The sequence below is a fragment of the Aestuariivirga sp. genome, assembly GCF_046093005.1.
In the GTDB taxonomy this organism is placed as follows: domain Bacteria; phylum Pseudomonadota; class Alphaproteobacteria; order Rhizobiales; family Aestuariivirgaceae; genus Aestuariivirga.
On record NZ_JBJTER010000113.1, the window covers coordinates 1 to 13,255 of the forward strand.

Below are 13,255 nucleotides of genomic sequence, written 5' to 3' on the forward strand. Positions count from 1 at the left end.
TCGGCGGCGGCGGCGGCGGTATGCATGGTGGTGGAGGATGGGCGGCCGGCGGCGGAAGCCCGGGCAACCATGGCTGGTACAGCGCGGGCGGCGGCAATGCCGTTGGCGATGGCCGCAACCAAAGCGATAACCGGCCCTGCGGCTACCATCCATTTCCGCCGTGCGGCCAACTCCCGCAATAAGTCGGATGGCAAGCGCCGAAAGGCCGTAACGCCAGCCGCCCTGCGTTTTTCGACAGAACCCAACCAAGGAGAACATCCATGAAACTCTCGAACCTCGGCAAGCTGGCGATCGCCGCCGCGGGCCTGGTGATGGTGGCCACGGTGGCCGCCGTGGCCGAACCGGCCAATCCCCATATTCCTTTGCAGAAGACCATCGGCCAGCCCACGAGCCAGGCGCCGGTCCCCTCACTGGGCGTGATCAACTCTGATGGCGCCAGCCTGGCCGATGGCAAGCTCACGCTCACCGGCGTGTCCGGCAATGTCATCGTGTTCGCCGACCGCCCGGTGCGCGCTGCCGGCCACGAGACCACCGAGATGTTCATCTCGCGCTGGGACGAGGGCAAGGACAGCTTCAAGAATGACCCGCCCAACGCCACCGTCTCGGTGCTCGGCGGCAGCAAGGACGGCGTCACCGACGCGGTCGTCGTTCTGAAGAACCCGAAGCTCGATGGCGGCAACCTGACCTTTGACGTCGATATCCTCGAGGGCGACCTCAAGGGCCTCAAGGGCCCGGCGGCGGTGTTCATCGACTGGTTCGCGGCGGGTGGCGGGCATGGCGGCTGGGCGGCCGGCGGCGGCGGCTGGCATGGCCACTACGGCTGGTATGGCGGGGGCGTTGCCGCGGGCGTCGCGGCCGGCGCGGTGGCGGGTGCGGCTGTGGGTGCGGCTGTTGCGCATCCCTATGCGCCCTACTACGCACCGCCCGCCTGCGGCTACTACCCCTATCCGCCCTGCTACTGAGGCGTGACGAAGTTTCTCCCGCCGGACCAGCGCCGGCGGGAGACATCATGTCGAGAGCCTATTCGCCGTTGCGCGTCCAGACGGCCTTGATGTCAGGCCGGGACAGCACCGCATCATACATGCGCCTGATGTTCGGGTGCCGCGCGAACAGCGCCTCCTTGTCCGGCGCCCAGGTGCACAGCATCGCGGCATAGATATCCACGGCACTCATCTGTGCGCCGAGGATGAACGGCCCCTCGCCCAGCGCTGAAGAATAGATCGCAAATTCAGCGTCCATCGCCTGCGCCGCCTTGGCCTTGATGCCGTCAGCGGCAGCCGGATCGGTTGAGAAGCGGGCGGGATAGAACAGCCTGAGATCGCTCATGTAGATGGTGGCCGCGAGATAGACCTGCCAGCGCAGATAGCGGGCGCGCGCGGCCGACCCGATGGCGGGCGCCATCCCCGCCGCCGGAAACAGGTCGGCGAGGTAGATCATCATGGCCGCGCTTTCCGTCATGACAGTGTCATCGGGCAGAACCAGGGTTGGCACCTCGGCCTTGGGATTGATTCGATGGAAATACTCCGGGAAGGACCCGTCCGGCATCCGCTCGACGACGATCACCTTGTAATCGGCGCCGCAAGCGGCGAGCAGGGCTTCGGGCGCCATGGAACCGGCGCCGTTGAGGGCATAGAGCGTGTACATGAGATGTTGTCCTCCTCGGACGGCATCATAGGCCGGAAGCCTGGCCCCGGGAAAGCTTCGCCATTGCCCCGAAAAGCACGGCATGCGATGGAAAGCCTGCTTCATCATTTGCGGCCCTCCATGGCGAAACGCCAAGCCACTCCTGCTCCGCGCCCCATCCGGTTCAGCTATTCGACGGCCGATCAGCCGCCCTTGCAGCGCGCGGTGATCCAGGCCATCGAAAAGATCGGCGGACAGCGCCGGCTCAAGAAGCTCTATGCCCAGCACCAGAAGAACCTGCGCAATGGCGAGAGCTTTTTCGATTCGGCCATCCGCCTGCTGCGCATCAAGGTGGATTACGACGAGGAGGCGCTGGCCCGCACCCCGGCGGACGGGCCCGTTCTGTTCATCGCCAACCACCCCTATGGGGTGCTCGATGGCATCACGCTCACCTGGCTTGCAACCAAGGTTCGCCCGGACACCAAGGTGCTGGCCAATGACGTGCTGTGCCAGGCGCCGGAAGCGGCGGCGCATCTGCTGCCGGTGGCTTTTGCGCCCACCCGCGAGGCGCGCGAGACCAATGTCAGATCACGGCTTCAGGCCCAGGCCTGGCTGAAACAGGGCCACGCCATCGGCATTTTTCCAGGCGGCGGAGTCTCGACCTCCGAAAAGCCGTTGCGCGGCCCGGCGGTGGACCTGCCCTGGGCGCCGTTCACCGCCAAGCTGCTGCGCGCCTCCGGCGCCACCGTGGTGCCGGTGTTCTTCGTGGGCCAGAACTCACGCCTGTTCCAGCTCGCCAGCCATCTGAGCCTCACGCTGCGGCTTTCGCTCGTTTTCCGCGAAACCGCGCGGCGCATCGGCACGCGCCTCAAGGTGCGGGTGGGCGCGCCCATTCCCTTTTCCGAACTCGCCCATATCGAGGACCGCGCCGAGCTGGTGATGGAACTGAAGAAGCGCACTTTCGCGCTGGCGCATCCTGAGGACATCAAGGGTTATCCGCGCGACCTGCACCTGCGCGAGGCGCGGATCAAGGGCGCGGCGGCGAAGGACGGGGACTGAACCGGATCAGTATTCCAGCACCACCACGCGGGTGCCGAGCTGCACCCGGTTGTAGAGGTCGATGATGTCGACGTTGAGCAACGCGAAGCAGCCCGCGGTCTTCTTCCTACCGACCAGCTTCGGGTCATGGGTGCCGTGGATGCGGTAGATGGTGTCGACATCGCCCTGATAGAGATAAAGGGCGCGCGCGCCCATCGGATTCTCCGGCCCGCCCGGCATGCCGCCGTTCTGCCACTTCACCAGCTTCGGAAATTCGGCGATGTGCTCGGGCGTGGGCGTCCAGGTCGGCCATTTTTCCATGCGCCCGATCGTCGATTCGCCGGACCAGGTGCGGCCCTGCTTGCCCACCGACGCGCCATAGCGGATGGCCTTGCCGTTGCCGAGGACGAAATAGAGATAGCGCTTCTTGGGATCGACGATGATGGTGCCCGGCGCCTCCGCGGTTTCGAAATCAATCTCGCGGCGGCGGTATTTGTATTCGATCTTGTTCTCCTCGTCCTTCACCGGGAAGGGTTCCTGCGACAGGTCAACCGGCGGGGCCTCCTGCGCGAAGGCCGGCGTGGCGGCGGTGGCGGCGAGGGCGGCAAGGAACAGGCGGCGGGAGATGGTCATGGCTGGAATCGCATCATGTTGATCGGGTGATTGATGATAACACCGGCTTCGGCGCCCGTCATCAGCGCGCGAACTGCTTGTACTTGATGCGCTTCGGCATCACGCTGTCCTCGCCGAGGCGGCGCTTCTTGTCTTCCTCGTAGTCCTGGAAGTTGCCCTCGAACCATTCGACATGGCTGTCACCCTCGAAGGCCAGGATGTGGGTGGCCAGCCGGTCCAGGAACATGCGGTCGTGGCTGATGATCACCGCGCAGCCGGCGAAATCCTCCAGCGCCTCCTCGAGCGCGGCCAGCGTTTCGGTGTCGAGATCGTTGGTGGGCTCGTCGAGGAGCAGCACATTGGCGCCGGACTTCAGCATCTTGGCCAGATGTACGCGGTTCCGCTGCCCGCCCGAGAGCGTTCCGACCTTCTGCTGCTGGTCGCCGCCCTTGAAATTGAAGGCGCCAGTGTAGGCGCGCGAATTCATCTCGCGCTTGCCGAGATAGATCACGTCATTGCCGCCCGAGATTTCCTGCCAGACGGTCTTGTCCGGATCGAGCGAGTCGCGTGACTGGTCGACATAGCCGAGGTTCACGCTCTCGCCGATGACGATGGAGCCGGAGTCCGGCTTTTCCTGGCCGGTGAGCATGCGGAAAAGCGTCGTCTTGCCGGCGCCATTGGGGCCAATGATGCCGACGATGCCGCCAGGCGGCAGCTTGAAGGAGAGATTGTCGATCAGCAGCCGGTCACCATAGCCCTTGGACAGGTTCTCGACATTGATCACCGTGGCGCCCAATCGCTCACCCGGCGGAATGATGATCTGCGCGGTGGTCGACTTGACGCGGTCTTCATTGATCTTGAGGAGCTCGTCATAGGCCTTGATGCGGGCCTTGGACTTGGCCTGGCGGGCCTTGGGCGAGGCGGCGATCCATTCCTGCTCGCGGGCGATCGCCTTCTCGCGGGCGGCGTCCTCGCGCGATTCCTGGGCAAAGCGCTTGGCCTTCTGGCCGAGATAGGCGGAATAATTGCCCTCATAGGGAATGCCGCGGCCGCGGTCGAGCTCAAGGATCCAGCCCGTGACATTGTCGAGGAAATAGCGGTCATGGGTGACGATCAGGATGGCGCCGGGATAATCGCGCAAGTGATGTTCGAGCCAGTTCACCGACTCGGCGTCAAGGTGGTTGGTGGGCTCGTCGAGCAGCAAGAGGTCCGGCCTGCGCAGCAACAGCTGGGTCAGCGCCACGCGGCGCTTCTCGCCGCCCGAGAGATTGTCGATCGAGGCTTCGCCAGCGGGGCAGCGGAGCGCGTCCATCGCCTGCTCGACCTGGGCTTCGAGGTCCCACAGGTTCTGCGAGTCGATCACGTCCTGAATCTTACCGGCCTTTTCGGCGTTCTCGTCGTTGTAGTCGGCCATCAGCGCATTGTATTCGTCGAGGATCGCCTTCTTGTGGGCGACGCCTTCCATGACATTGCCCATCACGTCGAGCGCGGGGTCAAGCTCCGGCTCCTGCGGCAGGTAGCCGACGGTGGCGCCGTCGGCGAGCCAGGCCTCGCCGTTCCATTCCTTGTCGATGCCTGCCATGATGCGCAACAGCGTGGATTTGCCGGAGCCGTTGGGGCCCAGCACGCCAATCTTGGCATCCGGATAGAAGGAGAGATGGATGTTCTCCAGAACCTTCTTGCCCCCGGCATAGGCCTTGGTGAGGCCGTGCATATGGTAGATGAACTGACGGGCCATCGTATGTCGTCACTCGCAATGGGTGGATGAATGGACGCGCTGTCTAGAACAAGTCGCGCCCGGCTTCAACCTCGCTCCTTCTGCCGGGCCCGCCTGGCCATCATGTTGAGGCCCTCGACCAGCGCCGAGAAGCCCATGGCGGCGTAGACATAGCCCTTGGGCACATGGAAGCCCATGCCCTCGGCGATCAGCGTCATGCCGATCATCATCAGGAAGGCCAGCGCCAGCATCACGATGGTCGGGTTGGCGTGGATGAAGCGGGCCAGCGGGTCGGCCGCCAGCAGCATCACCGCCACGGCGGCGATGACCGCGATATACATGATGGCGATATGGTCCGTCATGCCCACCGCGGTGATGATCGAATCGACCGAGAAGACCAGGTCGAGAAGCAGGATCTGGAATATGGCGCCGCCCACCGTGAGCGTTGCGGCGTGGCCCACGATGTTCTCCTTGCCGTCGTCGGGGTCGACCGAATGATGGATTTCCTTGGTCGCCTTCCAGACCAGGAACAGGCCGCCAGCCAGCAGGATGATGTCACGCCAGGAAAAATCGAGCCCCGCCACGCTCACCACCGGGGCGGTGAGCTGGGCGATCCAGGAGACCGTGGCCAGCAGGGCGAGGCGCATGATCAGCGCCGCGCTGATGCCGATCCGCCTGGCCCGCGAGCGGTCCTTCTCGGGAAGCTTGTTGGAGAGGATCGAAATGAAGATCAGATTGTCGATGCCAAGCACGATTTCCATGGCAACCAGCGTGGCGAGCGCGATCCAGCCCTCGGGCGACGACATGAAGGAGAAATATTGCTGCCAGAAATCCATGTCCCGAAAGCTCCCCTTGAAACCATCCATAGTCCGCACCGGCTTATGAAACACACGGGCCGCGGCTTCAACCCTCGGCTGGCGGCTCGAAACTCAGGCGCTTTCCCGCTCGATGCGCTTCCACTCCGCCAGCGAGCGGGCCCGCGGCACCGCCATGACGGCGCGGCGAAAGGCGTCACGCCGCTGGATGGCCTCGAACCACCGCATCAGGTCCGGCGTCTCGGGCTTCTCGACATCGACGCCCATGTAGCGCCACAGCAACGCACCCATCACAATGTCACCGACGCTGAACGCATGCCCGGCGAACCATGGGTATCGTGCGAGCCACGCATCGGCAATGCGCAGCGCCTCGGCCGCGGCCTGCTGGCCAGCCGCCACCGCTTCGGAGTTCCGGTTTTCGGGGAGGCTCCGCACCATGTTCATGAAGACCTGAGTGACAGCGGGCGCAAAGGCCTGTTGCTGCCATTCCATCCACTGCTCCGCCATCGCCAGGCTCCAATGATCAGCAGGGCGCAGGACCCCCGCGCGGTAGCGGGCGCAGAGATAGCGCAGGATGGCATTGGACTCGAACATGGTGACGTCGCCGTCGCGGATCACGGGCACCAGCCCCATCGGGTTCATGGCCAGGAAATCAGCATCGCGGTTGCCGCCATAGCTGCCGCCGACATTCTCGCGCCGGTAAGGGAGCTCGAGCTCTTCCAGCGCCCACAGCACTTTCTGCACATTGACGGAATTGCGCCGTCCCCAAACGGTGATCATCGCCCTGCTCCCCGGAAAGCGGGCACAGCTTGGCCCAGCGCGGGACGCAAAGGCAAGGGCCCGGAGCAAAAGCCCCGGGCCCTCGGTTCGCTTCGCTTGGGAAAAGGTCAGTTCGCCGCGGTGGAGGATGACAGGAACTTCATCGGATCAAGCGCCACCGCGCCCGTGCGCACTTCGAAGTGCAGCTGCGGGCTTGACACCGAGCCGGTCTGGCCGGCCTTGGCGATGACGTCGCCGCGCTTCACGGTGTCGCCGCGCTTGACGAAAAGTTCCTTGGCGTGGGCATAGGCGGTGACATAGCCGCTGTCGTGGCGGATCAGCACCAGATTGCCGTAGCCTTTGAGTTCATTGCCGGCATAGGCGACGACGCCATCGGCGGCGGCGCGGATCGAGGTGCCCTCGGGCACCGCGATGTTGATGCCCTCGTTCTTGAGGCCGTTGGCCTTCGGGCCGAAGCCGGAGATGATCTTGCCGCGCACCGGCCAGCGCATGCCAGGCATGCCGTCGATGGGCGCCTGGGCGGCCGTTTCGGGCTGTGCCGCGGCGATCGACGACTGGTCCTTGGCGGGTGCCGCGGCTTCAGGGGCGGCGGCAAGCTGTTCCTGCTCCGCGGCGGGCTTTTCCGGCGCGGGCGCCGCCGGCACTTCCGGCGCGGTGGCGAGCTTCGGCGTTTCGGCGGGCTTTTCAGCGGCTGCCGGCGCGGGCGCGTTACCACCCGGGATTTTCACCTGCTGGCCAAGCTTCAGCTGCGTGTTGTGCGGCAGGCCGTTGGCATCGGCGATGGCGAAGGGCGATACGCCATAGCTGCGGCCGAGCGAGAACAGCGTCTCGCCGCTGGCGACCGTATGGAGGCCGCTTGCCGGCTTGGCCGGAATGCGGGTGATCTGCTCGACCGCCGGTTCGCCGGGCTTGGGCGCGATCGGCGTTGATTCCGGTTCAGCGAAAGAGGCGGTCGCTGGCGCCGTCGGTGCATCGATCCCCGGAAGGCGCAGCGTCTGGCCAGTATGCACCGCATAGGGGGCCTTGAGCCCATTTGCGGCGGCCAGTTGCGAGACCGAGACATTGTTGGCGCGGGCAATGGAATAAAGCGTCATGCCCGGCCCGACGGTGATCGTGCCGCCGGTGGCGGCCGGCGCGGCGGCGGCGGTTTCCGGCTGACGGTACTGCGGCGCCTGATAGGACTTGGTGTAGTCATAGGCGGGCGGCTGCTGCTGCGAGGCCCCGGCGAGCGGCTTTGACGTCACCTCGTTATCCAGGCCCGCATTGGCCGCCGTCATGCGCTGTGGCACGCTGGCGGTATAGACCGGATCGGCTTCGGACGGGTTGGCGGTGAAACGGTCGGACTCGGCGGAACAGCCGGCGAGCAAGACGGCGGCGGCGGCTGACATCAGGAACTGCGGCTTGGAAAAAAGCCAGGCCGGACGGCGAAGATTGGACGGCATGCCCCGAACTCCAGAACAAACGAATAATCGAGGACAATGACTTGTTTAGGTTAAGGGAGGGTTTATCGCGCGGAAGAAAACGGACGGTCAGCGCTCCACCACCACGGTTGCCCCAAGCGCAACCCGGTTGTAGAGGTCGATCACGTCGGCGTTCATCATGCGGATGCAGCCCGATGACACGGCCTGGCCAATGCTCCAGATCTCGTTGGTGCCATGAATGCGGAACTGGGTGTTGCCGATGTAGATGGCGCGCGCGCCCAGCGGATTGTCCGGCCCGCCGGCAACGAATTCCGGCAGGTGGTTGCCCCTGCGGCGCTCGCGGTCGATCATCTCGGGCGGCGGCCGCCAGTCCGGCCATCTGGCTTTGCGCGATACCGTGCTGCGCCCGGTCCAGGCGAAGCCTTCGCGCCCGACGCCGACGTGATAGGCCACCGCCTGGCCCTCCGGCAGGATGAAATAGAGCTTGCGTTCGCCGGTCCGGACCAGGATCGAACCTGGCGGCAGATGGCTATTGAAACGGATAACGCGCGGCCGCATCGCCGCCAGGCGAGGTTCGGTATTGTCCCAGAACGCCGCGCCTTCCATCCACCGGCCGTCGATGCCGCCGAAAATCTGAAATGACTGCGAATTGAACCTCGCGGGGCGGCCAGGCGCCGCGCCACCCGCGCCCTCCATGGTCCCGAAAATCTCGAAGGCCTGCGGGCCAAAACGCGGCTCGCCCGCGGCGGCTGGCAGCAGGCCCGCGATCAGCGCGATCAGGCAAAGGAAAAGACGCATATGCAACCCGGCCCAGGCAAGACCCAAATCGGAGCCAGCATGCCGAAACCAGGCTTAAGGGCCGATTAAAGCAGGCGCCCCTCGCCCGCCTGGTCAAGCCGCCGCAACAGCGTGGCGGCGGTCTGGCGGCTGACGGGATGCCGCCAGCCGGGCGCGATGCCGGCCAGCGGTGCGAGCACGAAAATGCGCGATGAGATTCCCGGGTGCGGCAGCCGCGGCCGGTGGCCGTGGCGGCGGATCAGGCCATGGTAATCGAGGAGATCAAGGTCGAGCGTGCGCGGCCCCCAGCGCAGCCCGCGGCGGCGGCCCGCCTTGCGCTCGATCGCGTGGAGCCGGGCCAAAAGCACCCGCGGCGAAAGCCTGGTTTCGACTTCGGCCACCGCATTGACGAAATCAGGCTGATCGGTGCGGCCAAAGGGGGCCGACACAAGAAGCCCGGACGCGCGCTTCAGCCGGATGCCGCCGGTGTTGAGTTCACGAAGCGCCCGCAGCACCGTCTGGCGCGGGCTTCCCCAGGGTCCGCTGCGGTTGGCGCCGAGACCGATCAATATCATTTCGCTTGAGCAAATCCGCGTGTCTGTCTAAATCCGGCCTATACACCAGACGAGGATTTCATCCATGCATTTTTATCCGGACGAGCGCGTCGCGCTGTTCATCGACGGGTCCAACCTCTACGCCACCGCCAAGACGCTGGGCTTCGACATCGACTACAAGCGGCTCCTCGGATTTTTCCGCAAGCGCGCGCGGCTGATCCGGGCAATCTACTACACCGCGCTCATAGAAGATGCCGAGTATTCACCGATCAAGCCGCTGATCGACTGGCTGGATTACAACGGCTACCGGGTGGTGACCAAACCCGCCAAGGAATATACGGACGCCACCGGCCGCCGCAAGGTCAAGGGCAACATGGACATCGAGCTGGCCATTGACGTGATGCAGCTGTCGGCAGAACTCGATCACATCGTTCTGTTCTCGGGCGATGGCGACTTCCGCTCGCTGGTGGCCGCCGTGCAGGCGCGGGGCCGCCGGGTGACCGTGGTCTCGACGCTGACCACCAGGCCGCCGATGATCGCCGACGACCTGCGCCGCCAGACCGTCCAGTTCATCGACCTCGCCGACCTGCGCGACGAGATCGGCCGCGACCCGTCGGAGCGGCGCGAGCGGCCGATGGCGCCGCCGCGCGAAAGCTTCGAGGACTTTGCGGACATCTGACCCGATGGCGGAGCCGGGGCATGATTGTCCGCGCTGCCCGCGGCTTGCGGATTTCCGGCAACAACAGCGCAAGGCGCATCCCGGCTGGTTCAACGGTCCCGTGCCGTGCTTCGGCGCCGCCGAGGCCCGGCTGCTGATCGTCGGGCTGGCGCCCGGGCTGCAGGGCGCCAACCGCACCGGCCGGCCCTTCACCGGCGATTACGCGGGCGAGCTTCTCTACCAGACACTGCTGGCCTATGGCTTCGCCGAGGGCCGCTACGCCGCAGACCCGAAGGACGGCCTCACCCTCAAGGACGCGATGATCGTCAACGCCGTGCGCTGCCTGCCGCCGCAGAACAAGCCGCTGCCCGCGGAAATCAAGGCCTGCAACATGTTCCTCCGTGAACGGATCGTTTCACTGGAAGGGCTCGCCGCCATCGTGGCGCTTGGACGGGTTGCGCATGACGCGGTGCTGACGGCGCTGGAGAGCCGCAAATCCGCTTTTCCATTCGCGCATGGCGCCGAACACGCGGTTGCCGGGCTCAGGCTTTTCGACAGTTACCACTGCTCGCGCTACAACACCAACACGGGTGTGCTGACGCCCGCCATGTTCCACGCGGTGTTCGGCCGGGTGAAGGCATTCCTCGACGCTAAGCCCTAGGACGGCGCTCACGAAAGGAGGGCCAGCACCTCGGCTGCGTCTTGCTCAGGCTCCGGAACCGGAAATCGCACCGCCGTGATGACGCCGTCTTGCAGCACGAAGGTCATGCGCTGCAGATAGGCCACGCCGCCGGTCTCGAACAGGGGAAGCGACAGCGCCGATTGCACGGCGCGCGCGGGGTCCGACAGCAGCCGGAAGGTCAGCCGGTGGCGGCTCACGAACTCCTGCTGCCATTCGGTATCGAGCAGGCTGAGCCCGAACAGCTTGACGCCAAGGCGGCGGAACTGGCCATAGGCCTCGGCATAGGCGAGCGCCTGCGGGGTTGAACCATGGGCGCCGGGAATATGATCCCAGTTCGGCGGATCGGAATAGCCAGGCCTGCCCGTGTAGGGGTAGCAGAAGATCACCGCCGTGCCGGGAACGCGCGCCAGGCTGACGGGGCTTCCCGATGTCGCCTCCAGCGCCACGTCCGGCATGGTCCGGCCCACCAGATGCTGCAGAAACTGCATGCGGCTCAGCCTTTCTCGCGCATCAGCCGGGCGCGCTCACGGTCCCATGAGCGCTCTTTGAGGGTTTCGCGCTTGTCATGCAGCTTCTTGCCGCGGGCCAGCGCGATGTCCACCTTCACCCGGCCGCGGCCGTTGAAGAACATCTTGAGCGGCACGATGGTGAGATGCTCCTTCAGCACGCCCGCCGCCAGCTTGTTGATCTCGCGCTTGTGAAGGAGCAGCTTGCGCGGCCGCTTGGGCTCATGGTTGAATCGGTTGGCTTCGCGGTATTCCGGGATGTTGGAATTGATCAGCCACAATTCACCGCCCTTCATCGCCGCATAAGCCTCGGCGAGGTTGATGTGCCCGGTGCGCAGCGATTTCACCTCCGAGCCCTGGAGCTCGATGCCCGCCTCGAAGGGCTGCAGGATCTCGTAATCGAAGCGGGCGCGCCGGTTGTCGGCGACGACCTTGATGCCAGCCTGCTTGCGCGGCGCCTTGGCGCCACCGCTCTTTGAACTCATTTCAGTTGAGCAACCCGGCGTGAAACAGCGCGGCGCGCACCGCCGTCTTGGTTGATTCGGCGACCGGCACCATCGGCAGGCGGGCCTCGGCCGAGCACAGGCCGAGGAGACTCGCGGCATATTTGACCGGGCCGGGGCTCGTCTCCACGAACAGCGCGTGATGCAGCGGCATCAGCCGGTCCTGCAGGGTGAGTGCCGCGGCATAATCGCCTTTCAGCGTCGCTTCCTGGAATTGCGCGCAGAGCTTTGGCGCCACGTTGGCGGACACCGAGATGCAGCCAACGCCGCCATGGGCGTTAAAGCCCAGGGCCGTGCCGTCTTCGCCCGACAGCTGGATGAAATCCTTGCCCGATGCCAGCCGCTGGCGCGACGGGCGCGTCAGATCGGCGGAGGCATCCTTGGTGCCGACGATGTTCTTGCAGTCATGCGAGAGCCGGGCCAGCGTCTCGACGGAGATGTTGGCCACCGTGCGCCCCGGCACGTTGTAGACGATGATCGGAATATCCACCGCGTCGGCGATCGCCCTGAAATGCGCGTAGAGGCCGTCCTGGGTGGGCTTGTTGTAGTAGGGAACGACGACCAGCGCCGCATCGGCCCCGGCGTCCCTGGCGTGGCGGGTGTAGTCAATCGCTTCCTGGGTGCTGTTGGAGCCGGTGCCGGCGATCACCGGAACGCGGCCCTTCGCCTCGGCGATGCAAACCTCGATCACCTGCATGTGCTCTTCAGGCGTCAGCGTGGGGCTCTCGCCGGTGGTGCCCACCGGCACCAGACCGTGCGATCCCTGCTCGATCTGCCAGTTCACGAGTTTCCGGAAGGCCGCGATATCGACGGCGCCGTTGTGCATGGGAGTGATGAGGGCGGGAAAGGAACCTCTGAACGTCACGGCGCGCTGCTCCGGTAATGACTTGGAAACCATGTGGGGCCTAGATTCGCAGGTCTGCGGGAGCGCCGCCTGCGCAAGGCGCGGCACCATAGACGTTTGCCAGGACAGCGGCAAGCGCCGGGGCTCTGTGGCGCCACTGCCATCCTCCCGGCGCATTTGCCCCCTAGCGGCAGGCGGAAGCGTAAACGGTTTGGATTGGATTGTTCATGCGTATCAGCCGGTTCCTGCGTGCAAGCCTGTTTGCCCTCGCCGCCGCGGCGGCGGTAATGCCGCCGCTCGCCGTGAGCGGACTGGGCGTGAGCGTCGCCGCCGCCGAGCCCTCGGCCGCCGCCATCGAGGCGGCGAAGCTGGCGCTCAAGGGCGATTTCGTGGCGGCCGGGCAAGCGGCGGAGCGTTCGGGCGACGTTGCGGCGATCAAGCTCGTTGAACTGATCTATCTGCGCGACCATCCGAATGATGCCGGCTACCAGCGCATCATGGCTTTCCTTGACGGGGCGCCGAAATGGCCGCTCTCGGAATCCCTTATGAAGCGCGCCGAACGCTCGCTCTATGTCAACAAGGAGAGCCCGGACCTGATCCTGGGCCATTTCGCCAAGCGCAAGCCCGTGACCGCCGAAGGCGCGCTGGCCCTGGCCCGCGCGCTGATCGCCACGGGCGACACCGACGGCGCCCGCCGCCAGGTCGAGACGGTATGGCTGAACGCC

General features: G+C 65.5%; 15 protein-coding genes and 1 pseudogene. 5 read left to right on the forward strand and 11 right to left on the reverse strand.

The genetic code is table 11. The features are described 5' to 3' along the window. Positions 1–260 precede the first annotated feature (260 nt). Positions 261–962 (forward strand): hypothetical protein, encoded by a 702-nt coding sequence (locus ACKOED_RS09800; RefSeq protein WP_408916408.1) that lies wholly within the window; start codon positions 261–263, stop codon positions 960–962. A 58-nt stretch (positions 963–1,020) separates the two neighbouring features. Here the strand turns inward: ACKOED_RS09800 and ACKOED_RS09805 are convergent, their stop codons facing one another. Further along, on the reverse strand, positions 1,021–1,644 hold the full coding sequence (locus ACKOED_RS09805) for a glutathione S-transferase family protein (protein WP_408916409.1): 624 nt from the start codon (positions 1,642–1,644) through the stop codon (positions 1,021–1,023). Positions 1,645–1,764: 120 nt separating this feature from the next. On the opposite strand from ACKOED_RS09805, the gene ACKOED_RS09810 reads away from it, so the two are divergent. Then, positions 1,765–2,682, forward strand: coding sequence for a lysophospholipid acyltransferase family protein (locus ACKOED_RS09810; RefSeq protein WP_408916410.1), 918 nt, complete (start codon positions 1,765–1,767; stop codon positions 2,680–2,682). Between the two features lie 6 nt (positions 2,683–2,688). On the opposite strand, the gene ACKOED_RS09815 is transcribed toward ACKOED_RS09810, so the two are convergent. From ACKOED_RS09815 to folK, 7 genes are all read right to left on the reverse strand, one after another. Further along, positions 2,689–3,294, reverse strand: a complete 606-nt coding sequence (locus tag ACKOED_RS09815) for a L,D-transpeptidase (protein WP_408916411.1) — start codon at positions 3,292–3,294, stop codon at positions 2,689–2,691. A gap of 61 nt (positions 3,295–3,355) precedes the next feature. Further along, entirely contained in the window at positions 3,356–5,011 is a 1,656-nt protein-coding gene (ettA, locus tag ACKOED_RS09820; protein WP_408916412.1) for an energy-dependent translational throttle protein EttA, read from the reverse strand. A 65-nt stretch (positions 5,012–5,076) separates the two neighbouring features. Next, positions 5,077–5,826, reverse strand: coding sequence for a TerC family protein (locus ACKOED_RS09825; protein ID WP_408916413.1), 750 nt, complete (start codon positions 5,824–5,826; stop codon positions 5,077–5,079). A 93-nt stretch (positions 5,827–5,919) separates the two neighbouring features. After that, complete coding sequence (locus ACKOED_RS09830; protein WP_408916414.1) at positions 5,920–6,585, reverse strand: glutathione S-transferase family protein; 666 nt, start codon at positions 6,583–6,585, stop codon at positions 5,920–5,922. A gap of 107 nt (positions 6,586–6,692) precedes the next feature. Beyond that, positions 6,693–8,027 (reverse strand): peptidoglycan DD-metalloendopeptidase family protein, encoded by a 1,335-nt coding sequence (locus ACKOED_RS09835; protein ID WP_408916415.1) that lies wholly within the window; start codon positions 8,025–8,027, stop codon positions 6,693–6,695. 87 nt (positions 8,028–8,114) lie between these two features. Beyond that, the gene (locus ACKOED_RS09840; protein WP_408916416.1) at positions 8,115–8,804 is read right to left on the reverse strand and encodes a L,D-transpeptidase; all 690 of its coding nucleotides are present in this window, start codon (positions 8,802–8,804) and stop codon (positions 8,115–8,117) included. 65 nt (positions 8,805–8,869) lie between these two features. Next, positions 8,870–9,358 carry a 2-amino-4-hydroxy-6-hydroxymethyldihydropteridine diphosphokinase gene (gene folK / locus ACKOED_RS09845; RefSeq protein WP_408916417.1) on the reverse strand — a complete coding sequence of 163 codons (489 nt, stop codon included), beginning with the start codon at positions 9,356–9,358 and terminating at the stop codon, positions 8,870–8,872. A gap of 64 nt (positions 9,359–9,422) precedes the next feature. Between folK and ACKOED_RS09850 the strand changes: the two genes are divergently transcribed. Together ACKOED_RS09850 and ACKOED_RS09855 are read left to right on the forward strand one after the other, a co-directional pair. Further along, positions 9,423–10,016, forward strand: a complete 594-nt coding sequence (locus ACKOED_RS09850) for an NYN domain-containing protein (protein ID WP_408916418.1) — start codon at positions 9,423–9,425, stop codon at positions 10,014–10,016. A gap of 4 nt (positions 10,017–10,020) precedes the next feature. Continuing rightward, positions 10,021–10,656: a uracil-DNA glycosylase gene (locus tag ACKOED_RS09855; RefSeq protein ID WP_408916419.1), complete on the forward strand. Its 636-nt coding sequence runs from the start codon at positions 10,021–10,023 to the stop codon at positions 10,654–10,656. 8 nt (positions 10,657–10,664) lie between these two features. Here ACKOED_RS09855 and ACKOED_RS09860 read toward each other — a convergent pair whose 3' ends face one another. From ACKOED_RS09860 to dapA, 3 genes are read right to left on the reverse strand one after another with little or no spacing between them, the layout of a single operon-like run. Continuing rightward, positions 10,665–11,165: a peroxiredoxin gene (locus ACKOED_RS09860; RefSeq protein ID WP_408916420.1), complete on the reverse strand. Its 501-nt coding sequence runs from the start codon at positions 11,163–11,165 to the stop codon at positions 10,665–10,667. Positions 11,166–11,170: 5 nt separating this feature from the next. Next, positions 11,171–11,668, reverse strand: coding sequence for an SsrA-binding protein SmpB (smpB, locus tag ACKOED_RS09865; RefSeq protein WP_408916421.1), 498 nt, complete (start codon positions 11,666–11,668; stop codon positions 11,171–11,173). Between the two features lies 1 nt (position 11,669). Further along, on the reverse strand, positions 11,670–12,584 hold the full coding sequence (gene dapA, locus ACKOED_RS09870) for a 4-hydroxy-tetrahydrodipicolinate synthase (protein WP_408916422.1): 915 nt from the start codon (positions 12,582–12,584) through the stop codon (positions 11,670–11,672). A gap of 173 nt (positions 12,585–12,757) precedes the next feature. Between dapA and ACKOED_RS09875 the strand changes: the two are divergent. Then, positions 12,758–13,255, forward strand: a pseudogene (locus tag ACKOED_RS09875) (hypothetical protein); the annotation flags it as partial.

Bases quoted from the DNA above. Each gene is read 5' to 3' on its own strand.
- ACKOED_RS09800 (WP_408916408.1), top strand. From the start codon at position 261: ATGAAACTCTCGAACCTCGGCAAGCTGGCGATCGCCGCCGCGGGCCTG.
- ACKOED_RS09805 (WP_408916409.1), bottom strand. From the start codon at position 1,644: ATGTACACGCTCTATGCCCTCAACGGCGCCGGTTCCATGGCGCCCGAA.
- ACKOED_RS09810 (WP_408916410.1), top strand. From the start codon at position 1,765: ATGGCGAAACGCCAAGCCACTCCTGCTCCGCGCCCCATCCGGTTCAGC.
- ACKOED_RS09815 (WP_408916411.1), bottom strand. From the start codon at position 3,294: ATGACCATCTCCCGCCGCCTGTTCCTTGCCGCCCTCGCCGCCACCGCC.
- ettA (WP_408916412.1), bottom strand. From the start codon at position 5,011: ATGGCCCGTCAGTTCATCTACCATATGCACGGCCTCACCAAGGCCTAT.
- ACKOED_RS09825 (WP_408916413.1), bottom strand. From the start codon at position 5,826: ATGGATTTCTGGCAGCAATATTTCTCCTTCATGTCGTCGCCCGAGGGC.
- ACKOED_RS09830 (WP_408916414.1), bottom strand. From the start codon at position 6,585: ATGATCACCGTTTGGGGACGGCGCAATTCCGTCAATGTGCAGAAAGTG.
- ACKOED_RS09835 (WP_408916415.1), bottom strand. From the start codon at position 8,027: ATGCCGTCCAATCTTCGCCGTCCGGCCTGGCTTTTTTCCAAGCCGCAG.
- ACKOED_RS09840 (WP_408916416.1), bottom strand. From the start codon at position 8,804: ATGCGTCTTTTCCTTTGCCTGATCGCGCTGATCGCGGGCCTGCTGCCA.
- folK (WP_408916417.1), bottom strand. From the start codon at position 9,358: ATGATATTGATCGGTCTCGGCGCCAACCGCAGCGGACCCTGGGGAAGC.
- ACKOED_RS09850 (WP_408916418.1), top strand. From the start codon at position 9,423: ATGCATTTTTATCCGGACGAGCGCGTCGCGCTGTTCATCGACGGGTCC.
- ACKOED_RS09855 (WP_408916419.1), top strand. From the start codon at position 10,021: ATGGCGGAGCCGGGGCATGATTGTCCGCGCTGCCCGCGGCTTGCGGAT.
- ACKOED_RS09860 (WP_408916420.1), bottom strand. From the start codon at position 11,165: ATGCAGTTTCTGCAGCATCTGGTGGGCCGGACCATGCCGGACGTGGCG.
- smpB (WP_408916421.1), bottom strand. From the start codon at position 11,668: ATGAGTTCAAAGAGCGGTGGCGCCAAGGCGCCGCGCAAGCAGGCTGGC.
- dapA (WP_408916422.1), bottom strand. From the start codon at position 12,584: ATGGTTTCCAAGTCATTACCGGAGCAGCGCGCCGTGACGTTCAGAGGT.